A 26,038-nucleotide genomic window follows, 5' to 3' on the forward strand; every position below is an offset into this window, starting at 1 on the left:
ATTAATGTTTACTATGCTTCGCTTCTATTCAGAGCCATCTGTTGATGGGTCTGCGATAATCATGTTCAGTTCCCTTGGTATTGAAATGTGAAAATGAACACCTTTCCCAGGCTCCGATTCAAATTTTAAGTGACCTTGTAACTTCTGTTTCACTAAATTGAAGACTAAGTTTAGTCCTAGACCTGAACCACCTCGGCCTCTTCGGCTAGTAAAAAATGGCTCGAATATTTTTTGGTGGAGAGATTGTTCTACGCCCGAACCATTATCTCGGTAATCGAAAATGATATCTTCTCCTTGTTGAGAAAAATGAATACTAATTTGGGGCTCGCTCTGCTCGCTAAAGGCATGAATAACGCTGTTTAGGACTAAGTTAGATACTATTTGCGTCAATACGCCAGGTAAGCTGTTCATAATAATGGCCCCGTCACCTTCTACAATGGGTGTAACAGGAACGGTTCTGGTCTCAGGGTGCAAACTCGCAATAAGGGCATCCAGTACCTGTTTGATATTGAACTCACTTCGACTCTCGGATACCTGATCGACGGCGGTTTGTTTAAAGTCGCGCACCAGTTTGGCTGCCCGGCTGAGGTTGTGTTCAAGCATGGTCACGCCTTCATTCAAGGAACTCATTAATTCTGCAAACTGAGCGCTGGTCAGAGTTTGAGCTTCGAAAGCTTGATTGAGTTCTTTTACTGAATCTTTGACGACCGATGTTGCCGTAACCGATATCCCCAACGGGGTATTCACTTCGTGTGCAACACCGGCCACGAGCCCACCTAAAGCAGCAAGTTTTTCCGACTCGATAAGCTGATTTTGAGCCGCTTGCAGTTTTTCCATGCTTTGTTTCAAATCGAGTGTTCTTTCGGCGACGGTTCGCTCTAGACCTGTATTGAGCTTTTCGAGCTGAAGCTGAGTCACTTTTAATTCAGTAATATCAATAGTGGTTCCTCGATATCCCATGAATTTGTCTTTTAAGTGCTTCGCCAGTCCTTGGAACATAAAGTGCCGTGTGATGCCATTGATCTCTATAGTTTCTTCACAGCGAGAGAAATCGGATTGATGGGCTAGGGCGTTCGCTAGGTTATCGGCACTTGCTAGTAGAGAAATTTCATTTACCAAAGGTTTCTTTGCAGTATCAATATCCAGAGCTTGCTGCATGATCTCTGAACAGTAAATTAGGTGACCAAATTCGTCAGTTTCCCAAAGCCAATCTGAAGATACATGAGTAAAGTCGGAAAGACGCTCTTGTTCAAACTTGATATTTCTATATAAACGAGTCACGTTTGCAGTGATTTTATTCGTTTCATCGCCAAGCCAATACAGCTCATCATTCTTTTCCGTAATAAATTTTTTGTGTTCTAATACCAAAGGCTTAGCAGGGCGTTCCGGATCATACCGACCTAAATATTTGGCGATTGCAAAGATACGTTGGTTAATGCTTTTATGAAACACGATCAAAATGAGGTAGCAAACAAGCGCAGTCTTAAATGCATTCAGCGCGAGCGTCACTAAGAATTGGTTGATCAAATAGTTGTATATTTCTCTCGTGTTGGTTTCAACGTAAAGCGTACCTATCTCCTCGAATTTGTCAGTATCTGCGTTGTAGTGCATTAGGGGGTAGGTATCGGAGATGTATTCGCTTTTGACGGCTTTACCCGCTTTAAATTCATATTGACCAGAATTAACTTGTAAGTAGTCAATAGAAGGTAAGTGAACAAGCCCATCTAAACGCTCTTGCAATAAGATAAGGTCAAAATTCCACAGTGATGATGCCAGAAGGTTAGCGTGAATCGTTTTTATCTCATGGTGTCTTTGTTCAACACTGTTAAACTGCTGCTCATAGTCCCAATAAAGCTGGACAATGGTAGTGAGCAGTGTAATGGCACTACTTAACAAAATCATAATCAAGATAATCCTTCGGCCGATTTTACCGTAAATAGGATTATTCTTGCGTTTGCTGTCTATGCTACTTGAATGACTTCCATTGTCCTCTTGCTTTGTGCTTGAGGAATCTTCGCCTGATAATATCTCTTCTGAGTTACTCATATACTACTCATCGAAATGGGTTTCTATCTTAGTATAGATGCAACTGACAAAGCGTTAATAAACTTGATTAAGAGATTGAGAAAAACTCGCTTTTGGGGGCAGGAATATAAGATTCAGAGTGGCTTAGCGGCTCACTCTGAATTCTGCATGTTGAAGTATTAGATAGGACTTTTTATCCAAGTGCGGGTAGTACACCAAATGTAATTAATAGCTGAGCGAACACAACACCAAAACCAGATATAGCGGCTACTGAGAGCGCGATGGTTCCACCACGCACTTGGTATGGCATGGGGTTTTGCGCAGATTTACGTAACTTATGTACCATTGCAACAGGTAAAAATATGGCTAGAACAGCGAGCGCGATTGCAGCGTACCCCAGTGCTACGATAAATCCTTTTGGATAGTAAAGAGCAAAAACAAGTGGTGGCAAGAAGGTAATCAATGCAGAAACGGTTCGATTGCTTGAGCCTTTTTTGCTTTTTAATACATCGCCTAAGTATTCAAACAACCCTAAGCTCACGCCAAGAAAAGAGGTGAGTAGTGCTAAATCCGCAAAAATCCCGACGGCTTGCCCTAGGTTAGTATGATGAACAACTTGAGTTAACGATGAGACTAAAGCACTTAACCCTGAATTCTCAAGGAGCTGGCTTTGACTTATTACCCCCAAAGTAACAACTTGCCAAATAATGTAGACGGCCAATGGAATAGAAGAGCCGAAAATGATCGCCTTCTTCAATGAGCGTGTGTTGCCATCTAGGTAATTCACGATAGCAGGTATACTGCCGTGAAAGCCAAAAGAAGTAAAAATCACGGGAATGGCGGCGACGACAAGCCCTTGATGTAAAGGTAAGCTGAGTAAGTATGGCTCAGATACATTTGGGGCTAGGAAAGTAAGTACGATTGCCATGGTAACTATTTTTATTAAAAACAATAGCCTATTGACATTGTCTACGGTTCCAGTCCCGATGGTAACGATAAGGGCAACAATAATGGTAAAGATCACGGTAGAGGCATGGGCACTGATATCAAGGTTAAACCATTGATGTAGCCTGTCACCAAACTGAGTCCCACCTCCTGCTATGTACGCAGCACATAAAGAATAAAACAGAAATAGCATAGCGATGCTCGCAATATACTTTCCTTTTGTACCTAGAATTTGTTTAGCGAGAGAATGTAGGGTCGCTGTGCTATCTGCATATTGATGAATTTCGAGCATTAACAAAGCTGTGAATGACATCAATGCCCACAAAAAAAGCATGACAAGAATAGAAGGCACAAATCCGATCCCCGCGGATGCTAAAGGGAGAGCGAGCATTCCCGCTCCTATGGTTGTGCCGGCGATGATTAACGTACTTCCAAATACTTTTGACTTTTGCATGTATAAAAATCTTTACAGTTAGTGAGGCCAAGAAGGTTGAATCCAACTAGCCTTAAGGTTTCGGAACTGGTGTGGGATTTTGCAGAATATAATACGCAAACACAAGTAAAATGTACTGTCTATTTTCCAATGGTGTACTTTTAATTGTACACATTATGGGGTTTGAGTTTAGTATAAACAAACTGCAACAATGGGTGGTTACTGTACTAGAACAAGATTTTGCTTATCGTGAGGTAAGTTAAAATCTTGATCAATTTGATAACATATTGGAAACGTTATGGCTGATCATAAAGAAGTCGAAGAATGCTTAGAGTATTTGGATGCAATGGAAATAGGCTTCAACTTGTCGTTTTATCTCCCGATGGTTGAAGAGTCGCCTGAAAATCAAGAAATAACTTAGGTATGATGCAATTGTAGATAAAGTGAATCCTTTGCTAGCAACTCGCATTTGTAAATGAGTTGGGTGTACACTTGAAAGTAGGATAGCGGCAAGAACAAAAATGTATGAACTATTTGGCTCATTTACATATTGCTGAGCATTGCAATGCAAGCTTGCTTGGTAATCTGCTTGGAGACTTTGTAAAAGGAAATCCAAACAAGCACTTTGATGATAACTCTCTTATTCGAGGTGTGCGATTACACCGCTTTGTTGACTCGCACGTCGACAGTCATCATTTAGTACGGCAAGCAAAATCTCTCTTTCCCAAGCAATTACAGAGGTTCGCTCCAATCGCACTAGATGTGTACTGGGATTACTGCTTGGCAAGCAATTGGCGTCACTATCATTCTGATACACTTCCCGAGTTTTGTGCTATGGCCGAGCAAAAATGTCATGCAATCCAACTACCAAAAATGCCAGAGCGATTTGCTCAGGTTATGCAGTACATGTGGAAGAACCATTGGTTAGAGTCTTACCAGTATTTGGAAAATATAGAGTATGTATTAGAGAGGATTTCGCAGCGAAATCCTCGCTTGGCCCCTCTGGCAGGTTGTTTTCCAACCTTGGTAGATAATCCCAAATCGCTACAAGAGCTATTTGAAGATTTCTATCCGCAACTACTAGAAGCTGCCGACGGCTTTTACAAACGTTACCATGAATGACAAATCCGTCTACAAGAGAGTAAACGGGTAATCATAAATTAAATCGTGAATTTTACGTGGTTTTGAGCGTTGGGTATCACAGATATTGAAGGTGTTAGCCATAATCGATTCGAATAGATACCAATGTTTCAGCAAGCTTTCATCGTGTGGGAGATCACGCCAAGTTTCTTCTAAGAAAGGTGATAGGCTAGCAGGTCCATGAGCGAAAAGCAGGATTTGCCACTTTACTTCACGAATATTAAGGGGGGAAGCGGGGCACTGCTGATTAAACTCGGACTCCAATGTCGTCAGGAAATGTTGGAAGTTTCCTGCCTTGTCTATAAATTGCTCGATAAGGCTATCCCCTTGACGTACAGCGTCAGCAAGCAGTTGTATTGGTCTGGGGTACACCAGCATGTGTGCAAGCAGATGTGTTGTGAAAAGATATAGTTTCATGTTTGCCTGAGTATCAGGCTCAATCTTACCTAAAATCTCAGTAATATAGCTGGCCATATTTTGATGCAGCCTATCGCTAATACTGTGCCATATTTTTTCTTTGCTGCCGAAATGGTGGCGTATCAGGCTATGTGACACATGGGCTTTAAGGCTAATACTCCTTAACGATACTTTGTCATACCCTTCCTCGCAGAATAGCTGCATGGCGACTCGAAGTATCTCGTGCTTTGTTTTTTCTGCGTCTTCAGCACTTCTACGGCCGAGTTTTTTTTCTGTTGTTGCTTTTTCTATCATTGTTATGCAATGAATCCAGTCGACTACCACTGAGAGAATTATTATCCAAATGTATAATAAAATCCATTGTCTATTCGTTATTTCGTACAAATAAATAGAAAGATAATTGCTCAGAAATGCTAACTAATCTTCCTATAAATTATTTGTTGATATATGCCCAATAGATGTGCATATCGGAAATTAATGACCTATTTTGGTGAAATTGATTAATTTGTAATTAATATGAGATAGACATAAAAATATAATTATATATCGTGGCTTGATTGTATCTTTGGTTAAAAATACCTTGAATATATGTGTTTGCAAAAAAATAGCACAAATGACTTGTTTGTGTTATTTTTGTTACTCGATGTAAAATTATTACATAATGTAAAACATATTGCACAATGTTAACTAATTGATCTAATGTCTTTAATGGCAATTTTATAGCATGGTGCGAAAGTTTTCCCACTAATAACACTTCACTAAATAAATACATTCTATTTACCTATACATGTTCGGTAAATTGTTATGTATTCATTATGTAATTTTGTTTCATAATAAAAAATCGTTTTAAAACAAATAGATGGAACCACTTCCCAAATGGTGAATTATAATTAAATTGATTAAAAAACAATGACTTATATGTTATTTACAATGTCGCAACATTACATAATAAACGAGATGTAGATCACCTTTATAAACGTTTTTTCAAATAATGTTTGAAATGTAACACCTAACGTTTAATTTATACCCCTAGAAAAGAGCTCGGTTTTTTATATCGAGAAAAATAATTTATTACGTTAGTTGGTGTTACTTTTTATTAGGAACACCATTTGCAAAGGTACACGAAATAATACTGTGTACTGATGTTTAAATTGCTATTAAGATGGAGTCTCTTAATGAAAAAAGTCGCTTTGATCACGGGATCTAAAGGCGGAATCGGTTCTGCTATTTCTTCTCAACTAGTCAACGATGGGTACCGCGTAATCGCGACGTACTCAACTGGTAACCTAGAATCAGCAAAAGCATGGTATGACGAAAAAGGTTTCACTGAGGAACAGGTTCGTTTATTCGAACTAGACGTCACAAATGCGGAAGAGTGTGCAGAGCGTCTGTGTACTTTGGTTCAGGAAGAAGGCACCGTCGACGTTCTTGTAAATAACGCAGGTATTACACGTGATGGCGTGTTTAAGAAGATGACTGTCCAAGCATGGCGCGATGTCATCGATACAAACCTAAATAGCCTATTTAATGTGACTCAGCCTCTTTTCGGTGCTATGTGCGAGAAAGGTAACGGCCGCATTGTGAATATCTCTTCTGTCAACGGCCTAAAAGGTCAGTTCGGTCAAACTAACTACTCTGCAGCGAAAGCGGGCATGATCGGCTTTTCAAAAGCACTGGCTTTCGAAGGTGCTAAGAGTGGCGTAACGGTTAATGTGGTCGCCCCAGGCTACACTGGTACTCCAATGGTTGAGAAAATGAAACCAGAAGTACTAGATGCAATCAAAGGTCAAATTCCAATGAAGCGTCTAGCTACACCTGAGGAAATCGCTAGCACCGTTAGCTTCTTAGTAAGTGACGCAGGCGCTTACATTACTGGTTCTACGCTGTCGGTCAACGGCGGCTTACACATGCATTAAGGGACAGTTGTAATGGAAAAAGTATATATCGTAGCGGCAAAACGTACCCCAATTGGCGCGTTTGGCGGCTCACTTAAAGGTGAGAGCGCAGGAAAATTAGGTTCTGTAGCCATCAAAGGTGCCTTAGAAGCGGGTAACGTTTCAGCAGAAAGCATTGATGAAGTGATCGTTGGCAATGTCGTTGGCGCTGGCCAAGGTATGAGCGTTGGTCGTCAAGCATCATTGTTCGCGGGTATTCCAGAATCTGTTCCTGCTTATACGCTAAACATGGTTTGCGGAAGTGGCATGAAGACAGTTATGGATGCTGTGTCTCATATTCGTGCAGGCGATGCGAACCTTGTGGTTGCAGCTGGCGTTGAAGTGATGTCTCAAATTCCTTTTGTTGCTCCAGCTTCCATTCGTGATGGTCACAAAATGGGCAACATGAATCTTGTTGACTTATTGGTTGCAGACGGCCTAACGGATGTATTCAATAATTACCACATGGGCGTGACTGCAGAGAACGTAGCCAAAGAGTTTTCTTTGTCACGTGAAGCTCAAGATGAGTTTGCTCTAAACAGTCAACAAAAAGCAGTAGCAGCTGTAGAAGCTGGCAAATTCCAAGATGAGATTGTGCCAGTAGAAGTTAAAAAGCGTCGTGAAACGGTCGTATTTGACACTGACGAATATCCTAAAGCGAGCGCGACTCTAGAAGGTTTGGCGAAACTACGCCCAGCTTTTGATAGAGAAGGTACAGTGACTGCAGGTAATGCGTCAGGTATTAATGATGGAGCTAGTGCAATTGTCTTAGCTTCTGAAAGTGCAGTAAAAGAGCACAATCTTACTCCAATGGCGGAGATTGTCAGCTACGCACAAACTGGGTTAGATCCAAAAGTGATGGGATTAGGTCCTGTCCAATCAGTTACTCAAGCTCTAAAGAAGGCAGACATGTCAATTGATGACGTTGATGTATTTGAGCTAAACGAAGCTTTTGCAGCTCAAGCGCTAGGCGTTGTTCATGGGTTGGCACAAGAGCATGACGTAACAACTACGTCCATCTTGGACAAAGCAAATTTGAATGGGGGTGCAATTGCACTAGGCCATCCACTTGGTGCATCTGGTAACCGAATCCTAGTTACTCTTGTTCATGAACTGACTAAGCAAAATGGTAACTATGGTGTCGCTTCATTGTGTGTGGGCGGCGGTATGGGAACTGCTGTTGTTGTTAAGTCTGTAAATTAATTTATTTTTAGAATTTTATCGTCAATCGTTAGGAGCATTATTATGTACACTGATTTCTTCAAAACTTACGCAGATCAAACTGAAAAAAACCTAGAACCGTTCATCAAGTTCAACAAGCTTGTTACTAAGAACGTAGAAGTTCTAACTGAGCTTCAACTAAACGCTATCCGTACTTACAGCGAAATGGGCCTAGCTCAAATGAAAGCTGCGAGCGAAATCAAAGACGTAACATCACTTACTTCTTTCAACAGCCAACAACTGTCTGTTCTAACAAAACTTTCTCAACAAATGATGGATGACAGCAACAAGCTTCAAAACATCGCGAAAGAATTCAAAGACGACGTTGAAAAGCTTACTACGGAAAACCTAAAGACAGTAACTCCTGCATAACACTGCATACTTGCCGCCTTTCATAGGCGGCAAATTTTCCGAGTATAGGAGTACTAAAATGTTTCAACACTTCTTTTCGGACTACCTTGTTAAGCTCCAAGAAACCAATCAAAAGTGGTGGCAAGATCTTGAACTAGGCAAGGCAGCCGTTAACTCCCCACTGAACAAAGCAATGCACGAAATCAACATTGAAGATACTGCAGAGCTATTCGAGAAGGCCGCAAATCAGCCCGCGAACCTCTTGAAGATTCAGACTCAATGGTGGGAGCAACAACTGCAAATTTGGCAGAACATCGCACTAGCTGGAAACAGCCAATGCTATGTTGAGGCTGAAAAAGGCGATAAACGATTTGCTGATGATTCTTGGAAGAACGATGCGTTCTACAGTTTCATCAAACAGTCGTATTTGCTATTTAGTAAGACATATCAAGACACTATTGAAAGTGTTGAAGGCTTAGACGAGAAAACGAAAGAGCGCGTTTCTTTCTTTTCTCGTCAAGTAATTAATGCCATGTCACCAAGTAACTTTATCGCAACTAACCCTGAGTTGCTAAAGTTAACGCTTGAAAAAAATGGCGAAAACTTGATGACTGGATTGGATACGCTTAAAGAGGACCTAGAGTCCAGTGCTGATATCCTAAAAATTCGAATGACGAATAACAATGCTTTCCGCATTGGCGATGACGTGGCAAATACTGCTGGTGACGTCGTATTTAAAAACGATCTATTCGAATTGATTCAGTACAAGCCTCTAACGAAAACAGTGAATGCTACTCCACTGCTTATCGTGCCTCCATTTATCAATAAATACTACATTCTTGATCTACGCGAAAAGAACTCAATGGTTCGTTGGTTGCTAGAGCAAGGTCACAGTGTATTTATGATGTCATGGCGTAACCCTGGCAAAGAGCAAGCTGCTACCGAGTTTGGTGATTATATTACTGAAGGTGTAGTGAAAGCGGTTAATGCCATTGAAGACATCACAGGTCAAGATCAAGTTAATGCTGCGGGTTATTGTATCGGTGGTACTGTTTTAGCATCGACCATCGCTTACTATGCGGCAAAACGCATGAAAAAGCGTATCAAGTCTGCAACATTCTTCACGACGATCCTTGACTTTAGTCAACCGGGTGAAGTGGGTGCATACGTTAACGATACACTTGTTGATGCGATTGAGATCCAAAACAATGCCAAGGGCTATATGGATGGTCGTTCGTTGAGCGTTACATTCAGCCTGCTGCGTGAAAACAGCCTTTACTGGAACTACTACGTTGATAACTATCTGAAAGGCAACAGTCCAGTAGATTTCGATCTATTGTACTGGAACAGTGATAGTACTAACGTTGCAGCTTCTACTCATAACTTCTTATTAAGAGACCTATATCTAGAAAACAAACTTGTTCAAGATAAAGGTGTGAAGATTGGTGGTGTTTGGATTGATCTTAACAAGATCAAAGTGCCAAGTTACTTTGTGTCTACGAAGGAAGACCACATCGCTTTGTGGCAAGGTACCTACCGTGGTGCATTGAAAACGGGCGGCAACAAAACGTTCGTTTTAGGCGAGTCTGGACATATTGCAGGGATCATTAACCATCCTGAGAAAAATAAGTATGGTTACTGGCTAAATGACAGTCTAGATGAGTCAGCAGACGAGTGGTTTGCAGGTGCAAAACACAACGAAGGTTCATGGTGGACACACTGGAATGAGTGGCTGTTAGGGTTCAATCCAAAAGAGCAAGTCGAGCCATTTGCTCAAGGCTCGGACGCTAACCCTGTTCTTGGTGCTGCTCCAGGTAACTACGTTAAGCAAGTCCTTCCAATTAAAGAATAATTACTTTGTGATTATTGTTAAAAGCCCAGCTTCGGCTGGGCTTTTCTATTGCTTTCAATCTATCCAGATAACGTGCTGCCTAATCGACGATGTCAGTGCTGACAGGGCAGTGATCACTGAGACGATAAGATAATACGTCATTTTTCGTGTAGGCATGCTGTGTAGCTGGAGAGAGGCTAATGCTTGGACTGGCAATGATATGATCGATCAGTCTTCTATAACGATGTATTTTGTTGGCATTTTTCGACGATCTTGTTAAACAACTAGCGTTAGTATTTTTGGTTACCAATACGGGCTTTGGAGCAAGGTTATTACTGAGCAGCTTCCAAAGCCAATCACCAGGCCTCGTAAGCTGGTGATTAAAATCACCAAGAACTATATACGGCTGTTTACGCTTTGTTCTTTCTACTATCCAAGTGTGAGTTGCCGAACCTTCTCGTTTCAACGCGATACAGCTGTGGCTGTTATAGTATTTGCCTGTACATCCCGCTTTTAAGTGTACTGAGAGTAGGTGCACAGGTTTTTTACCAGGCCTTTCTAGAACGATATAGCTTGCAAACCTGAGTCGGCTTGTTTTACTTTTTTCTAGCTTAATATCTGGTTTATTGAGCACGCTGACCGATTTGCGAACAGCAAACCCTGTATATTGATTGATGTCGCCAAACTGATTTTTTGCATATTTGGCAGTCGAACGATCAGAGAGATATATCTGATATTGATTACCTACCACTCGACGAATCGCTTCTAGATCGTTTACTTCTTGAAAGGCCAAAATATCTGGCTGGACAGATTGAAAGTATTTTTGCAACTTTTTGTAGTCTTTTGTGTGTCGATTTGAAGCAGGAAACTTGTGGTAAGGCGATGAGCTTAACCATTCTAAGTTCCATGTCGTCAACGTGGTCTGTTTTGCGATAGCTGAGGATGATATGACACCAATTAGACATAGGATAAAGATGCGAATAAAAGATAGACGGCAGGTTTTGATTATTCTCATAGCTCTATTATTAAGTTTCTAAATGATCAACGTTCGATTCTAGCAAATTTACCTAGACGTGATACGGTCTTGTGCATTTCGCCAACCCCTTGACCCACATCAATACTCGTTGCCAACAATTACACTCTAATTTGCAATATATAGTGTTTATTAATCCAAAAAGATACCACATATGCTAGTTGGTGAGAGGGCGATGAGTAGCAAAATTTCAAGTCGAAGTGTTGTGATTAAACGTGATGGAACAAAAGTCCCATTTAATGTTGAGAGGATAAAAGCCGCTGTGGCGGCTGCAGCGAACAGTATATTGTATGAAGAAGGGCAACGCTTAGGTGAGATTGTTGCGTCGAATATTAATGATGCGTTATATCGGCTTGATGAGATACACATCAATGATATCCAAAGAAATGTCGAATCAGAGCTGATGCATATAGCGGAAGATGTAGCAAGAGCGTATATAGAGTATCGACATGATCGAGATATCGCGCGAGAGAAAAAAAGTGTACTCAGTGAGGAAATCTCGGGTCTGGTAGAGCAAAGCAACGCAGATTTATTAAACGAGAATGCAAATAAAGACGCAAAAGTTATTCCGACCCAAAGAGACTTGTTGGCTGGCATTGTAGCCAAGCATTACGCGAAAAATCACATGCTTCCACGTAACATTGTCCAAGCTCATGAATCTGGACAAATCCATTTCCATGATTTGGATTACTCCCCCTTCTTCCCTATGTTCAACTGTATGATTGTTGATTTGGAGAATATGCTTACCAATGGATTTCGTATGGGGAATGCGGAGATTGAGACACCTAAATCCATCCAAACGGCTACTGCAGTAACAGCGCAAATCGTTGCTCAAGTGGCGAGCCATACCTATGGCGGTACCACCTTAAATCGACTAGATGAGGTGCTCGCTCCCTATGTGACAGCAAGTTACCAAAAGCACCTGTCCATTGCTCATGAGTGGCAGGTTCCTGATGCGAAAGCCTACGCGACCAAATTGACTGAAAAAGACGTATTTGACGCTTTTCAGTCTCTAGAGTACGAAATCAACACCTTATTCTCTAGTAATGGTCAAACACCATTTGTTTCAATTGGTATTGGTTTAGGAGTGAGCTGGGAGGCGAGGCTTATTCAAAAGGCGATCTTTAGTAATCGCATCACTGGGTTGGGAAAAAATCACAAAACAGCAGTCTTTCCAAAACTAATTTTTACCATTAAAAATGGCGTTAACTACAAGCCTGACGATCCAAACTATGACATCAAACAACAGGCCCTCGAGTGCGCCGCTAAACGAATGTATCCAGATATACTCAATTTCGAGCAAGTAGTCGAGGCCACGGGTTCGTTTAAAGCGCCAATGGGGTGTCGGAGCTTACTCGATCGTTATACTGATGAAAGTGGCAAAGAGGTCCATGAAGGTCGTTGCAACTTAGGTGTCGTCACCATCAACTTGCCGAGAGTTGCGTTGGAATCCAACGGGTGTGAACAAACATTCTATGCCTTATTGGAAGAGCGACTACACCTAGTGCGCAAAGCGTTGGATGATCGTATCAATCGTCTACGAGGGGTAAAGGCAAAGGTTGCACCAATTCTTTATACAGAAGGTGCCTTGGGTATTCGATTGCAGCCAGACGATGACGTGATTGAGCTGTTTAAACAAGGCAGGGCCACTATTTCTTTAGGGTTCATCGGCATTCATGAAACGATAAATGCGTTGCATGCAAGCAATACGGAGCACATTTTTGATAGTGGCATTCTTCGTGTCAAAGGTAGAGCGATTGTTGAGTATCTAAAAGCAGCAGTGACGCAGTGGAAACAAGAAAGCGGCTGGGGGTACAGTCTGTATAGTACGCCGTCAGAAAATCTGTGCGCTCGATTTTGTGCATTAGATACGCAACATTTTGGCGTTATTGAGGGTGTGACAGATAAGGGCTACTACACCAACAGTTTCCATTTGGATGTGGAAAAAAAGGTAAACCCTTACGATAAGATTGATTTCGAAATGCCATACCCCATGCTAGCAAGTGGCGGCTTCATTTGTTATGGGGAATATCCAAACCTGCAACATAACTTACAAGCACTGGAAGACGTATGGGATTACTCATATGACAAAGTGCCTTACTATGGTACGAATACACCTATCGATGAATGCTATGAATGCGGCTTTTCTGGGGAGTTTCTTTGTACGAGTAAAGGTTTTGAGTGTCCGAAATGTGGAAACCATGATTCGAAAACGGTATCTGTCACGAGGCGCGTTTGTGGTTATCTAGGCTCTCCAGATGCCCGTCCGTTTAATGTAGGTAAGCAACAAGAAGTGCAACGCCGTACTAAACACATGTGAACTATGAATTATCATAATTATCTACCCGTTGATGTCCTCAATGGCGAGGGCACTCGTTGCGTGTTGTTTGTTTCCGGCTGTGAACACCACTGCCGAGGATGTTTCAACCGATCAACTTGGTCACCAAACTCAGGCACGCTGTTTACCCAAGCGTTAGAGGACCAGATTATTGCAGATCTGCAGGACAAACGGATAAAGCGTCAAGGTTTATCATTATCTGGAGGTGATCCACTGCACCCGGAAAATCTCAGTACGGTATTAAAGCTTGTTGACCGGGTTAAGCGCGAGTGCAAAAACAAAGATATCTGGATGTGGACAGGGTATACGTTAAATGAGCTGAGCGAGGATCAACAAAAAGTTGTCAACTACGTCGATGTTTTGATCGATGGCAAGTTTATTCAAAGTCAAGCAAACCCGAGCCTTAGATGGTGTGGTTCTGCAAACCAAGTGATTCATCGCTTCAGTACTTGAATATCATCAAATAGGGGACTTACTTAATATTATTACGATTACTAGGTACAAAATCTTATTTTCTAATTGAATGCAAATCGTTACAATGCCTGCCCAACAAGTATATGAAAATACTATGCTTGTTGAGTTTTCTATTAGATAAAATATGTAATTCAGTAAGGAATAACAATAGTAATGAAATGGTATATCCAAGCGTTCAAGAAATATGCAGTGTTTACAGGTCGCGCGAGGCGAAAAGAATATTGGTACTTCATTTTGTTCAATACGATAGTAATGATGCTATTAATGGTGGTTTCCGGAATAGCGAGCTTTTTGAATCCTGACACAGCAATTGGCTTCAGCGTTCTTTATTTTATTTATGCTTTGGTCGCTTTTATCCCAACAATTGCGGTGAGTGTACGTCGCTTACATGATACAAACAGATCCGGTTGGATGATGCTGATACAACTTATCCCAATAGTTGGTGCAATAGTATTACTAGTGCTCTTTGTATTTGACAGTCAACCCGGCGAAAATCAATATGGTGTAAACCCAAAGCACGCGTAAGTCACTTTACTAGAGGGATTAAAATGAGGTGATTTATGGTCTGTTAACTAAAGAGTTACCTGCCATGCAAAAGTCACAAATTATGCTTCGAATTTAGTAAGTCTAATGTTAACTTGAGAGCCATTTTCCAGTTAAAGGTATATGGCTCTTATGTTTTCAAAATTAACCGCCTCGTCTTTAGACCCCATACTTTCCCTTGCCGTTGCATTTCGAAACGATACTCGAGATAACAAAGTTGACTTAGGTATTGGCGTGTATCGTAATAGCTTGGGGGAAACCCCGATTATGAAAGCTGTTCATAGTGCTCAAGAGCGCTTAACTCAAACTCAAAAAACTAAGGCTTATGTAGGTTTGGCTGGTTGTGAAGAATTTAACCAATCCATGGTCGATCTCCTGCTATCTGGTACAAGCGCTCACAGTCGGTGCTCAGCAGTACAAACCCCTGGAGCGAGTGGTGCGTTAAGGATGCTTGGGGACTTAGTGAAAGTGGCCCAACCTAATAGCACGGTATGGATATCCAACCCTAGCTACGTGAACCATCGACCTGTGATGCAAGCTGCTGGCTTAAACGTTAAAGAATACACCTACTTTGACCCGGATACGAAGCAAGTGAATACTTCTAAGCTGTTGGAAGAGATCTCTAAAGCTGGCCCAAACGACATTGTTCTGCTACATGGCTGCTGCCACAATCCTACTGGTGCAGATATCGATTTTGACACTTGGAAAAGCATTACTCAATTAGCGCAAAGAAATGGTTTTACTCCATTCGTTGATATCGCCTATCAAGGGTTTGGCGATGGATTGGAAGAAGATGCGAAAGGCCTCAGATTCATGGCAGACAATGTAGAGGAAATGCTTATCACTACGTCTTGCTCGAAAAACTTTGGTTTGTATCGAGAGCGAACTGGCGCGGCGATTGTTATCGGGAAGTCGTCTCAAGAAGCCGGAAATGCTAAAGGTAAGATACTGAATTTAGCCAGATCGACCTATACCATGCCACCAGACCACGGTGCGGCGATTGTGAAAACTATCCTTCAGGATGACTCTCTGACACAACTATGGAAAGCTGAGCTGTCTGAGATGCAAGGAAGGCTAGTGAACTTACGCAGAGGATTATGTGAAGAGATCCGTAGCACGTATGATAGTTCACAATTTGACTTCATTGAAAGCCACAAAGGGATGTTTTCCGTGCTAGGCTTTACTGAAAGCCAAATGATTCAACTACGTGAAAAATATGGTGTTTATGGAGTAGGGGATGGCCGTATCAACATTGCAGGTCTTACCGAGAAACATATCCCGTATGTGGCGAAAGCCATAGTTGAGGTTTCTTAAACTCATTGAAATTAGGTGTCGGAATGAAAAGCACATGGAAAATCATCATTGTTTTTATTGTGAGTAGCACACTATTTGCCTGCGCTAACACACAGAAAGCTTCGGCACCTGATAAAAAACCACCACCTAAACCCGTAGACAAAGTGGTAAACACACCAGTTAAACCTCAGACTAAACCCGCTGAACAAAAACCGTCTAAGCCAAAACCAGTAGTAAAGCCTAAGAAAACCAGTGATGGCAAAACCATACTCGGTTCTAAAGAATGGGTTCACATTCCAGGCATGGAGATGAATTTCAAAGCACGAGTTGATACAGGTGCTACCACATCGTCAATTAGTGCTCTTGATATCGTTCTGTTCGAAAGAGATGGTAAAGATTGGGTGAAGTTTACTATTGTCCATGATTCTGTTCGTTCCAAAGAAATGTCATTGCCTGTCGAGCGGTGGGCGAAGGTTAGGCAGGCGAACTCTGATAAAGAAGATAAACGGCCCGTCGTGATTTCTTGGGTAGAGTTAGGTGGCTTGCGTGAAAAAACGGAATTTACCCTAACAGATCGGACACATCTGGAATACCCAGTCATTTTGGGGCGAAACTTTTTCAAAGACATCGCCATAGTTGATGTGGGGCGAGAATATGTCCAAGGTAAGCCGAAACCTAAATCTTAGAACACTCCCAATACTTAAAGCGCTATGGCACCAAACAGCAGCCCAAATAAGTTGATTTGGGCTGTTTTCGTTTAAGCGTCTTTGTTATCCGCTGGTGGTACGTAAGCTTTTGTCCCCCACAATGGTACTGTTGAGAGGCTATGTTTAAAGCTACCGGAGGTTTCTTTGGTTGAATACGACAAGTACATCAGGGTTTGCGTTGTCGGATCATATATTCGGCGCACCTTCATATTTTTAAAGAAAATGCTTTTTGATTGTTTGAAAATGACGTCACCAGATTTTGACTTATCGATTTTCGCGATCATGGCTGGTGTGATTGGGCCTGTCTGGCGACAAGAGATTGAACCATCGCTAGGGTCAGATAGGCTCATCTTGGCATCAATGGATGCTAGGTGGCAGGTTACTCCCGTCACCACAGGATCTTGAAAGTGATTCAGTTTAATGTCTTTCATGGTAAACATGCCTAAACTGACGTCGCCAACTTCATTGTTATCGCAGCCAAACAGTGCCAGTGACATCAGAGCCACAAGGGTGAGTTTTGTCTTCATAGTTTCTTTGGTTTAGTAAACAGATATTTGCATGATAGCAAGACTAGGCTGGGAAGTACTACGAAACGGGTAACAACAATACGGTTGAATCGAGTATTGTGCAGCGTTTCTAACCAACAGAGCAGACATGCATTTGCCCAATGCATCAAGGAAATGTTACAGGGAACACATTAATGAATTAGATTTGCATAATATTCACATGAATATTTGATTTGATTACAGGTCGAAACTAAAATTCCTGCCTAATCAGAAAACAATAAAGTAAAGCTATGAAATTGGAAACAGTCGATTATCGCGCAGAAAATGCAGCGGAGCAATTTGTTCAGTCTCTACGTGACACTGGATTTGGTGTGTTAAAAAACCATCCAATCCCACAAGAGTTAGTAGAATCTATCTATAAAAACTGGTACGAGTTTTTTATTAACGGACAGAAAAACGACTATCACTACAACGTAGAAACTCAAGATGGCTACTTTCCACCTGATGTGTCAGAAGTCGCGAAAGGACACACAGTTAAAGATATCAAAGAGTACTACCATGTCTACCCTTGGGGTCAGATCCCTCCTGAGTTAAAAGACCAAATTTTGGACTATTACCGCCGAGCAAACGAGTTTGCATCTGAGCTACTAGGTTGGGTGGAAGCGCACGCGCCAAAAGAGGTACAAGAGAAGTTTTCAATCGCATTATCAAAAATGATTGAAGACAGTGAGATGACTCTGTTACGTGTTCTGCATTATCCACCAATGACAGGTGATGAAGAGCCTGGTGCTATCCGTGCTGCTGCGCATGAAGATATTAACTTATTAACGGTACTGCCTGCGTCTAATGAACCTGGTTTGCAGGTTAAAGCGCAAGATGGTGAGTGGCTTGATGTTCCATGTGATTTTGGTAGCTTGATCATTAACATTGGCGATATGTTGCAAGAAGCGTCGGGTGGTTATTTCCCAAGTACGACCCACAGAGTGATCAACCCAACAGGGAAGCGTCAGGAAAGCTCACGTATTTCCCTACCTCTGTTTTTGCATCCAAAGCCAGAAGTTGTGTTGTCTGAGAACTACACAGCGGACAGCTACCTCAAAGAGCGTCTTAGAGAACTAGGTGTGCTTTGATCTTATAAGATCAATCATTGTTGATGCCGACGCAAACGCGTCGGCATTTTTGTAGACGAGATCATGAAGTAGTAAAGAGAAATTAGTATCTGCTCGACAAATGTGCTGAGTTCTATTTGAATATTTAATTATCCACCTTCGAAAAGTACCCCAATGTCAGAGCAGGAACTCACCGCGACATTTCAAAGTTACATGGAAAACCCGCTAGTGTGGCCCATTTATGAAGTGTTAAGAAAACGCCCGTCTGGTTGGAAAGTTCATACCCTCGCTTCTCATCTTAGCTCTTTAGGCTTCATGCCTATACTAGATGCCTCACCAGAAAAAGATTTGTTTAAGCGTAATTTCCTCATTATGAATGCGCTTTATCAGCTGCAAGAAACCTTGTATCCGGAAAAGTGGCTGCAAGTGAAAGCCATGGATATCGTGCTACTTTCTGTCACTTCGGTTAATGGGAGTGAGATTGATGAAGACGATCCTCTTAGAGATTACTACATTCATTGGCATAACTACGAAGCAGAAGAAGGGGAAGTGAAAAGATTACTTAACGAATTCTGGACTAAGTACCGCAAACATGTGGGTAGTACCAATGGTGCGGATATGGATAGAAGCAAAGCACTACGGTTATTTAAACTGCCTGATGATGCAACGCCTTCAACAATTCGTAAGACATGGCGAAAGCTTGCGCTTAAGTGGCATCCAGACAGAGAAAGTGGTAACAGTGAAAAATTTAGGGTGCTGTGTGAAGCTTGGCATGTGCTACGGCACTAAGGTGTATGTAAAATAGAGGGAATAGCTCGGTTACAAATCACCGAGCTACATTTTTTAAAACGTTAGGTGTTCTTAAATCGAGCTTTGCGCATTCTGTTTAAGGCAGCCATCACATCCAACACTCTAGGTTTGCTCGCATCAACGTGGTTAGGAATGGCTTTTTGCCAATCCTCGTTTAGAAAGGCATTCAACTCGTTGGCTGGGTGTTTTGACCATCCAGGGCTTTGAGCCAGCTGAAACCAAGACCAGCCAATCGCATTGAGTTCGGTAAAGGATTCAATTTGGCTAAGCGCAGACACATCGACAGACTCCTTCCCAAAACGTAGCGAGGACTTGTCTTTTGCTGTGATTCGGAACTTTCCATCAGCAAGGATTGCTTGTAAGCAGGAACAGTCGAATGAACGGGGTGCAAATTCTCTCAGTTCTGTTTCACACTCATAACTACGTTGGTTTGGATGAGTCTCGACAACTTGTTTCGCCTTGTCAGTCACATCAACAGGTTGATAATTGTGCATCTGAATCACAGTATCGGCGACATCCAGATAATCACCTGATCCACCCATAACCAATACAGTGGATACGTCTAACGACTCATTAAGCTGCTTTACTCGGTCGACTAACGGAGTAATCGGCTCGTCAGATTTATCCACCAAAAGCTGCATTCTTTCGTCGCGGATCATAAAGTTGGTTGCGGACGTATCTTCATCAATCAGTAAACTGCTGGCTCCTGATTCTAAAGATTCTTGCAACCAAGCCGCTTGTGACGTTGAACCTGAGGCGTCTTGAGTGACGAAATTTTGAGTATCGTGACCATTAGGCAAGTGATTGATGTAATTAGAAAGGTTTAAGTGGTGGACACAACGGCCATCTTCGGCTCGAATTTTCATTGCCTTTGCATCACATACAATATTTTCACGGCCATCACCGGGTATATGGTTGTATATGGAGCGTTCAATGGCGTGGAGTAACGTGGACTTGCCGTGAAATCCACCGCCGACAATAAGGGTGACGCCTTTTTTTATGCCTAACCCTTTAAGCTTGCCTTGATTTGGTGTTTCTAGTGTCACTTCAAGCGATTCAGGGGAAACAAAATCAATGGCGTCCGACATTGGTTTATCACTGGCACCTGAAGCTCGTGGAAGCACACTACCATTCGCAACAAACGCCACCAAGTTGTGATGTTTAAGTTGTCCTCTCAGCGCTTCCTGATCTTCGTAGGTTTCGCAGTGACGCTTTAAAGCATGTATATCAAGCTCGCGCTCGATAGTGGCGCGTCGAATAAATTTGGGTAGGTGGAAGGTGATCAGGTTGATTGCTTTTTTTGCCAGAATACTGCGGCCATCAGCGGGTAGATCCACTTTAAAGCGCAGTTCAATGCCTTCATTGGTGAATAGTACCGATGTGCTATCAAGAATTGTTTGGCCACAAGTAACAATGTTGACCGTATTCTCTTGAAAACTCAGTTCAGCAAAGCAGCGAGCGATATAATCACGCGCCGCAATTTGATAAGCTTGGGATTGTTCTAACAGCCAGCTGAGATCGGTTAACGGCCAAGGTCTCAGAGCCCTAAATCTTGACGATGGAGCGTAAGGATCAGCTTGGGCTTGGTCGACAAACAGAGTGAAATCTTTGAAGTCATATTGGCCTTTGATTTTTTGATAGGCTCGATAATTTTGTTTTTCAAGCTTTTTTAGCTTTGCAATTAGCTGATCCATGAGTTTTTCACTGATATTAAAATAAGGCAGCGATTATAAAAACCCGCTGCCTTAGAGTAAAGATAATTAGTTATCGCCATATTAGGGATTAGCTCGGTTTTAAAAGATCGATGTCTTTAGAGTAGTCTATTCCATCATGAGCAAACCCATTGAGCTGCAAAAATTCATTTTTAACGCTAGTGTAATCGGCAATGTGCGCAAAATTCTCAGCGTTCATACGCGACAAAATGTCGTTGACTTGTCTTTGCACGTATGGCTTGAGCTCCCAATCATCAGTTCTTATTAACCTTTCTCCATCGACTGGGACGTGGCCGCTCTCTGAATATACTTTATCTGCAAAGAGTCGATACATTTGTTCAATACAGGTTTCGTGTAAACCTTCTTGTTTCATAACCTTATATAACGCGCATAGGTAAGGCGTAAATCCTGGGATGATGACACTCGCTTTGGTGACATTGGCTTTACAAACCGCAGAAAATGCATTGCCCGCAAAATTTGCCAGTTTTAGGTTGAGAGCGTGGCTTGTTTGTTGAAGATCAATTTTTGCTCGGCCCAAGGTGCCATCTAGGTAAATTGGATATGTGGACTCTGGGCCAATGTATGAAAATGCAACGGTACGGCAGCCTCGTGCAATAGACTCAGAGTTAATTAGAGTGTCTATCCAGGACTCCCAATCTTCTCCTCCCATCACTTTTCTAGTGCTTTCAATTTCATCGTTAATCGCGGGCGGCAAAGTATGCGTATGCCAACTACTATCTTCAAATAATATTGAGTGGCCCTTGTATGGTCTTTGAATGGGTTTAATGCTCGAGCGCCAAAAACAGTCACTATTGGGTTTAGGTCTTATTCTACTTGCCAGACTGTATATAACTAAGTCGACCTCTCCTTCAAAATACGTTTCTATTGCTTCAATAACCTGTTCTCGCACATCTTCTGAGAATGCATCTCCTTGGATGTTGATAGCGAGCTTACCTGACTTTTCAGCATGGTGTTTAAATGCCAAATTGTTGTACCAGCCAGCCGAGCCTGTTCGGTTCGCCGTTGGAGCTCTTTCTAACGAGACACCAATAGTCTCTGCATTTCCCGCAAATGTAAGTGCTATTCTTGCACTGAGTCCAAAGCCTGAAGAGGCACCAAGCACAAGTACACGTTTTGGCGCTTTGATAATGGCAGGCTTAGAGCGTATGTAATTTATTTGATTCGCGACAGACTTTTCACAGCCGATAGGATGTGCCGTTTTGGCTATCAAGCCATTTATTATTGGTTCTACAATCATATCTCATACCTTCAGTTACCGAGAATCTTCACAGTAACGCAACATGCACTCTGATTTATTGAGCTATGCCAGTAAAGTTAGAGATACTGAGCGATTTGTTTGGCTACATAGTCTGATATCCAAGGCTGAGCGGCTTCGGTTGGGTGTAAACCATCACTCTTCATCCAACCTTGTTTTGTTACAACTTGTTCCAAAAAAAAGGGAATAAGAGGGGTCTTCTCTTTTTGTGCGACAGTGGGGTAAACATTTGAAAACGCTTCAGTATATCGCTTTCCATAGTTGGGTAAGATGCGGATTTGCATCAAGAGTGGTTTGGAACTTCCTTCGCGGATCTGCTGTATTATTTTTGATAAGTTAGTCTCTAACACCTTGACCGGAAAGCCACGTAAACCATCGTTTGCTCCTAGCTCTACAAGGACGACGTCTGGGTTGTGTTGTTTTAAAAGTAAAGGTAAGCGCATTAATCCATTGCCAGAGGTATCTCCTGAGATACTAGCGTTAATAACGGTGACCGTTTTTCCTTGGTTTTTTAGGGATTGGCTCAAAAGACTTGGCCAGGCTTTTTCAATAGGCATTTGGTAACCCGCGCTTAAGCTATCGCCTAAAATTAACAGGGTGGAGCCGCTTGCGTAGCTTGAGAACGTGACAAACAGTACAAAGGAAAGTAGTCGAATCATGCAAACATCCATTATCCAGGCTAAATCTTTATCCAAGGTAGTTTCTACTAGCCATGAAAATTTAACAATCTTGCAAGATGTAAATTTAGAGATTGGTAACGGTGAAAGCGTGGCAATCGTCGGCGCATCGGGAGCTGGTAAGTCGACGTTAATGACACTACTTGCCGGTCTTGATACTCCTACTTCAGGTGAGGTGTATTTGTTAGGCAAAAACCTTTCAGCACTCGATGAAGAGGCTAGGGCATATATTCGTAGTCATTCAGTGGGGTTTGTTTTTCAAAGTTTTATGTTAATTCCGAGCCTCACTGCGATAGAAAATGTCACGCTACCATGTTTGCTAAAAGGTGAGAAAGAAAATGTACCAAGGGCGAAGCAGCTTTTGGCCTCTGTAGGCTTGGAAAATCGATTGGATCACTTACCTGCCCAATTGTCAGGAGGTGAGCAGCAGCGAGTCGCATTAGCGCGAGCATTCATGATAGAGCCCAAAGTCTTGTTTGCTGATGAGCCCACTGGAAACCTAGATCAAAAGACTGCACAGAAAGTGATTAGTATTTTTTTTGATTTAAATCGTCAACACAATACGACCTTGGTCATGGTGACCCACGATTTGAGTCTAGCTGAGCGATGTGATCGCGTATTTCACATGAGCTCTGGTCATTTGGAGGTGTCTTAATGGGCATCTTGAAAGGCAAGAATAGCTTCGGCCAAATGGTTGCCTGGAGTTGGAAAGAGATCGTGCATGGGCAACTTTGGCCTATTTCGGTGTCCATTACTTTAATTATCGCCTCAATCTTTGCCTTAACAGCCCTTGCAGAAAGATTGGAGCAAGTGGTTGTCAAGAAGGGCAAAGAAGCGCTTTCTGCAGACAGCGTCTTTATTTCTGCAAATCCTATCCCTCAGCAACTACTAAAAGAAGTCGCAACAGATGGCTTGACATCATCAAAAATGACCCGATTCAATACGATGGCTTTTAGTGATGACAGTATGCAGCTGATTACGGTTAAAGCGGTGGATTCAAATTACCCGTTGCTGGGAAGTCTTGTTTTAGGTTCTGACCAGAACAAGCGAACGAGCGTATCTCCTAATCAACTCTGGATGGAGCAACGCTTAATTGAGCAACTCAAAGTAAAACCTGGCGATAAAATATCCATTGGAGATGCAGACTTTGTTTTATCGGGTCAAATTGTTGATGAACCGGGTTTGAGCTTTAATCCATTTCAGCAGATGCCAACGGCCATTATTCATCGCAGTGACATCGACGCGACAGGCGCGATTCAAACCGGAAGCCGAGTTAGATATAGCCTATTTTTAGCAGGGTCTGAGTCTCAGCTAGAACAGTTAAAGCGTTCCGTTTCTCTAGGGCCTAGTGATCGGTGGCGCGATACCACAAGCAAAAGCAGAACAAACGAGATTTTCCAAAGAACGGAGCAATACTTGTCCTTAACCGTTGCCATTGTTGTCATTATGGCTGCGACCACTTTGATCTTAACTTGCCAACATTATGTCGCATCGAGGTTAAAAACCATTGCTATGCTCAAAAGTTTAGGAGCGAGTAAAAATTGGGTAGCAAAATGGTTGTCCATACAGGTGCTGATATTGCTGTTAGTCGCGATAGTTTGTGGCGTGTTGTTTGGCAGTATTATTGAGTATCTTCTGAGAATACCCATTGCGGATATTTTGCCTAAGCCTTTGCCTGGATACGGATTGAAACCTGCGATATTAGCTATTTCAACCAGCATCTTAATCGCAGTGCCAGCATTAGGGATTCCGCTCAATCGTCTTCTAAACGTGAGTGCACTGGAAGTCATCCAGCCCAGTAAAACTGCGCCATATCGCTTATTGAATATTATTTTAATTGCGGTACCAGTTGTTCCCATGCTGATTACCTATAGAGACAATATTCTCGTTTGGTTGGTATTTGGCGGTATCGTCGCGCTGTTTGTCATACTAGCGATAGCGAGTTTACTACTCACCAAAATCCTGAGTGGGTTGCCAGTATCGATACCATTTAAATTGGCGATCAGTCGGATAAATCGCTCCAAACTCGCGAGTGGCGTTCAATTTGGAGCGTTAGCGGTATCACTGATGATGTTAGGCATCATATGGTTGGTACGAACTGATTTGTTGTCTGACTGGAACCGAGTTCTACCAAAAAATGCACCTAATGCGTTTGCTTTCAATATTGCCCCTTATGAAAAAGACGCTTACTTAGGAGTGCTAGACTCCTCCAATATAGAGCGCTCACAGGCTTTTCCCATTATTCGAGGCAGGTTGGTGAAAATAAATGGCGTAGATGCGAAAGCATTAACTCATAACACAGAAGATACCGATGCACTACGTCGAGAGCTAAACTTTACCTGGGCAACGGAAAACCCATCATACAATAAAGTACTGTCGGGGCATTGGACGGAAAATGGTGGTGTTTCTGTTGAGTCAGAGGTTGCTCGTGCGCTGGGGTTGAAAATTGGCGATGACTTAACCTTTTCAATTAATAGTCAGGAGTTTAACGCTAAAATTAATAGTATTCGCCAAGTGGAATGGCGCGATATGAAGCCGAATTTTTATTTTATTTTTACTCCCGATATATTGAAAGACATACCCATGTCCTGGTTGGTGAGTTTTAGGATAGATAATGCGCACAATCAGTTAATTAGTCAGTTATCCCGGGAGTATCCAACAGTAAGCTTGATGGATATTCGCTTAATGGGCGAGAAAATTCGTGAACTGCTGACACAAATCATACTAGCAATATCTGGATTGGCGGCGCTGGGAGTTGTCGCTGGGCTAATTTTGATTTTTACCTTGCTCAAACTGAGTGTTGAAATGCGCCAGCAGGAAATTCAACTTTACCGGACTCTGGGAGCAAGCAAGAAACGTGTCGTTCAGACACTATGGGCAGAATTTGGCTTGATGGCATTAATTTCAGGTTTTATTGCCACTATTGCGGCTGAATTCGTTGTCAAAGGAATTATGCTTTATGGCTTTGAGGTGCATACTGCCTTCCACTATCAGCTCTGGATTGTGCTGCCAATACTTACCGTGTTTGTCCTTATGTTGGTCGTAAATGGGCTGATAAAACGTATGCTTACCCCAATACAGAAGTCGTAAATGGTTACAAGAAGGCTAAGTGATTATATCTAAAGGAAATTAAACAAAATGCACTATTTTGTATTAAATTTATATAAAAATTTAACAATATAACAGATATTGTGCGATTTATATCCTTGCAGAATGAGGATTTATAGTATAGTTTTTCTACTTACTGATAATGAGGATATTAA

At 42.1% G+C, this 26,038-nt stretch carries 23 protein-coding genes; 15 read left to right on the top strand and 8 right to left on the bottom strand.

Annotated elements, in window-relative coordinates; translation table 11 throughout:
• Window positions 1–24: 24 nt before the first annotated feature.
• Together M9194_RS17235 and M9194_RS17240 are read right to left on the bottom strand one after the other, a co-directional pair.
• Window positions 25–2,046, bottom strand: coding sequence for a sensor histidine kinase (locus tag M9194_RS17235; RefSeq protein ID WP_250613931.1), 2,022 nt, complete (start codon window positions 2,044–2,046; stop codon window positions 25–27).
• 172 nt (window positions 2,047–2,218) lie between these two features.
• The gene (locus M9194_RS17240) at window positions 2,219–3,424 is read right to left on the bottom strand and encodes an aromatic amino acid transport family protein (protein WP_250613932.1); all 1,206 of its coding nucleotides are present in this window, start codon (window positions 3,422–3,424) and stop codon (window positions 2,219–2,221) included.
• Window positions 3,425–3,701: 277 nt separating this feature from the next.
• Between M9194_RS17240 and M9194_RS21715 the strand changes: the two genes are divergently transcribed.
• Both M9194_RS21715 and M9194_RS17245 read left to right on the top strand, forming a co-directional pair.
• Window positions 3,702–3,824 carry a hypothetical protein gene (locus M9194_RS21715; RefSeq protein WP_284676628.1) on the top strand — a complete coding sequence of 41 codons (123 nt, stop codon included), beginning with the start codon at window positions 3,702–3,704 and terminating at the stop codon, window positions 3,822–3,824.
• A 104-nt stretch (window positions 3,825–3,928) separates the two neighbouring features.
• Window positions 3,929–4,525, top strand: coding sequence for an acyl carrier protein phosphodiesterase (locus tag M9194_RS17245; RefSeq protein ID WP_250613933.1), 597 nt, complete (start codon window positions 3,929–3,931; stop codon window positions 4,523–4,525).
• Between the two features lie 9 nt (window positions 4,526–4,534).
• Here M9194_RS17245 and M9194_RS17250 read toward each other — a convergent pair whose 3' ends face one another.
• The gene (locus M9194_RS17250; protein ID WP_250613934.1) at window positions 4,535–5,254 is read right to left on the bottom strand and encodes a TetR/AcrR family transcriptional regulator; all 720 of its coding nucleotides are present in this window, start codon (window positions 5,252–5,254) and stop codon (window positions 4,535–4,537) included.
• Between the two features lie 881 nt (window positions 5,255–6,135).
• Here M9194_RS17250 and M9194_RS17255 point away from each other — a divergent pair.
• From M9194_RS17255 to phaC, 4 genes are read left to right on the top strand one after another with little or no spacing between them, the layout of a single operon-like run.
• Window positions 6,136–6,876, top strand: a complete 741-nt coding sequence (locus tag M9194_RS17255) for an SDR family oxidoreductase (protein ID WP_250613935.1) — start codon at window positions 6,136–6,138, stop codon at window positions 6,874–6,876.
• Window positions 6,877–6,888: 12 nt separating this feature from the next.
• Entirely contained in the window at window positions 6,889–8,097 is a 1,209-nt protein-coding gene (locus M9194_RS17260; RefSeq protein WP_250613936.1) for an acetyl-CoA C-acetyltransferase, read from the top strand.
• A gap of 42 nt (window positions 8,098–8,139) precedes the next feature.
• On the top strand, window positions 8,140–8,487 hold the full coding sequence (locus M9194_RS17265) for a phasin family protein (RefSeq protein WP_250613937.1): 348 nt from the start codon (window positions 8,140–8,142) through the stop codon (window positions 8,485–8,487).
• A gap of 58 nt (window positions 8,488–8,545) precedes the next feature.
• Window positions 8,546–10,318: a class I poly(R)-hydroxyalkanoic acid synthase gene (phaC, locus tag M9194_RS17270; RefSeq protein ID WP_250613938.1), complete on the top strand. Its 1,773-nt coding sequence runs from the start codon at window positions 8,546–8,548 to the stop codon at window positions 10,316–10,318.
• Between the two features lie 79 nt (window positions 10,319–10,397).
• On the opposite strand, the gene M9194_RS17275 is transcribed toward phaC, so the two are convergent.
• Window positions 10,398–11,312, bottom strand: a complete 915-nt coding sequence (locus M9194_RS17275) for an endonuclease/exonuclease/phosphatase family protein (RefSeq protein WP_250613939.1) — start codon at window positions 11,310–11,312, stop codon at window positions 10,398–10,400.
• A gap of 193 nt (window positions 11,313–11,505) precedes the next feature.
• On the opposite strand from M9194_RS17275, the gene nrdD reads away from it, so the two are divergent.
• The 5 genes from nrdD (at window position 11,506) to M9194_RS17300 (ending at window position 16,664) form a co-directional block, all read left to right on the top strand.
• A complete protein-coding gene (gene nrdD, locus M9194_RS17280; RefSeq protein ID WP_250613940.1) occupies window positions 11,506–13,650 on the top strand; it encodes an anaerobic ribonucleoside-triphosphate reductase in 2,145 nt (714 codons plus the stop codon).
• A gap of 3 nt (window positions 13,651–13,653) precedes the next feature.
• Window positions 13,654–14,121, top strand: coding sequence for an anaerobic ribonucleoside-triphosphate reductase-activating protein (gene nrdG, locus M9194_RS17285; RefSeq protein WP_250613941.1), 468 nt, complete (start codon window positions 13,654–13,656; stop codon window positions 14,119–14,121).
• A 174-nt stretch (window positions 14,122–14,295) separates the two neighbouring features.
• Window positions 14,296–14,667 carry a DUF805 domain-containing protein gene (locus M9194_RS17290; RefSeq protein ID WP_250613942.1) on the top strand — a complete coding sequence of 124 codons (372 nt, stop codon included), beginning with the start codon at window positions 14,296–14,298 and terminating at the stop codon, window positions 14,665–14,667.
• Between the two features lie 150 nt (window positions 14,668–14,817).
• Window positions 14,818–15,999 (top strand): amino acid aminotransferase, encoded by a 1,182-nt coding sequence (locus tag M9194_RS17295; RefSeq protein WP_250613943.1) that lies wholly within the window; start codon window positions 14,818–14,820, stop codon window positions 15,997–15,999.
• A gap of 23 nt (window positions 16,000–16,022) precedes the next feature.
• Entirely contained in the window at window positions 16,023–16,664 is a 642-nt protein-coding gene (locus M9194_RS17300) for an ATP-dependent zinc protease family protein (RefSeq protein ID WP_250613944.1), read from the top strand.
• A gap of 71 nt (window positions 16,665–16,735) precedes the next feature.
• Here M9194_RS17300 and M9194_RS17305 read toward each other — a convergent pair whose 3' ends face one another.
• The gene (locus M9194_RS17305; RefSeq protein WP_250613945.1) at window positions 16,736–17,212 is read right to left on the bottom strand and encodes a CreA family protein; all 477 of its coding nucleotides are present in this window, start codon (window positions 17,210–17,212) and stop codon (window positions 16,736–16,738) included.
• 269 nt (window positions 17,213–17,481) lie between these two features.
• Here M9194_RS17305 and M9194_RS17310 point away from each other — a divergent pair, with 269 nt between their 5' ends.
• Complete coding sequence (locus M9194_RS17310; protein WP_250613946.1) at window positions 17,482–18,321, top strand: isopenicillin N synthase family dioxygenase; 840 nt, start codon at window positions 17,482–17,484, stop codon at window positions 18,319–18,321.
• A gap of 153 nt (window positions 18,322–18,474) precedes the next feature.
• On the top strand, window positions 18,475–19,089 hold the full coding sequence (locus M9194_RS17315) for a DNA-J related domain-containing protein (RefSeq protein WP_250613947.1): 615 nt from the start codon (window positions 18,475–18,477) through the stop codon (window positions 19,087–19,089).
• A 62-nt stretch (window positions 19,090–19,151) separates the two neighbouring features.
• Here the strand turns inward: M9194_RS17315 and M9194_RS17320 are convergent, their stop codons facing one another.
• The 3 genes from M9194_RS17320 to tesA form a co-directional block, all read right to left on the bottom strand.
• A complete protein-coding gene (locus M9194_RS17320) occupies window positions 19,152–20,804 on the bottom strand; it encodes an ABC-ATPase domain-containing protein (protein ID WP_250613948.1) in 1,653 nt (550 codons plus the stop codon).
• An 88-nt stretch (window positions 20,805–20,892) separates the two neighbouring features.
• Complete coding sequence (gene fabV / locus M9194_RS17325) at window positions 20,893–22,080, bottom strand: enoyl-ACP reductase FabV (RefSeq protein ID WP_250613949.1); 1,188 nt, start codon at window positions 22,078–22,080, stop codon at window positions 20,893–20,895.
• 77 nt (window positions 22,081–22,157) lie between these two features.
• Window positions 22,158–22,757, bottom strand: coding sequence for a multifunctional acyl-CoA thioesterase I/protease I/lysophospholipase L1 (tesA, locus tag M9194_RS17330; protein ID WP_250613950.1), 600 nt, complete (start codon window positions 22,755–22,757; stop codon window positions 22,158–22,160).
• On the opposite strand from tesA, the gene M9194_RS17335 reads away from it, so the two are divergent.
• Together M9194_RS17335 and M9194_RS17340 are read left to right on the top strand one after the other, a co-directional pair.
• A complete protein-coding gene (locus tag M9194_RS17335; RefSeq protein ID WP_250613951.1) occupies window positions 22,756–23,430 on the top strand; it encodes an ABC transporter ATP-binding protein in 675 nt (224 codons plus the stop codon). The two genes, tesA and M9194_RS17335, sit on opposite strands and share 2 nt — an antisense overlap.
• Window positions 23,430–25,865 carry an ABC transporter permease gene (locus M9194_RS17340; protein WP_250613952.1) on the top strand — a complete coding sequence of 812 codons (2,436 nt, stop codon included), beginning with the start codon at window positions 23,430–23,432 and terminating at the stop codon, window positions 25,863–25,865. Before M9194_RS17335 ends, M9194_RS17340 begins: the two co-directional genes overlap by 1 nt.
• Window positions 25,866–26,038 lie beyond the last annotated feature (173 nt).

The sequence above is a fragment of the Vibrio sinus genome (genome assembly GCF_023634645.1).
Taxonomy (GTDB): domain Bacteria; phylum Pseudomonadota; class Gammaproteobacteria; order Enterobacterales; family Vibrionaceae; genus Vibrio; species Vibrio sinus.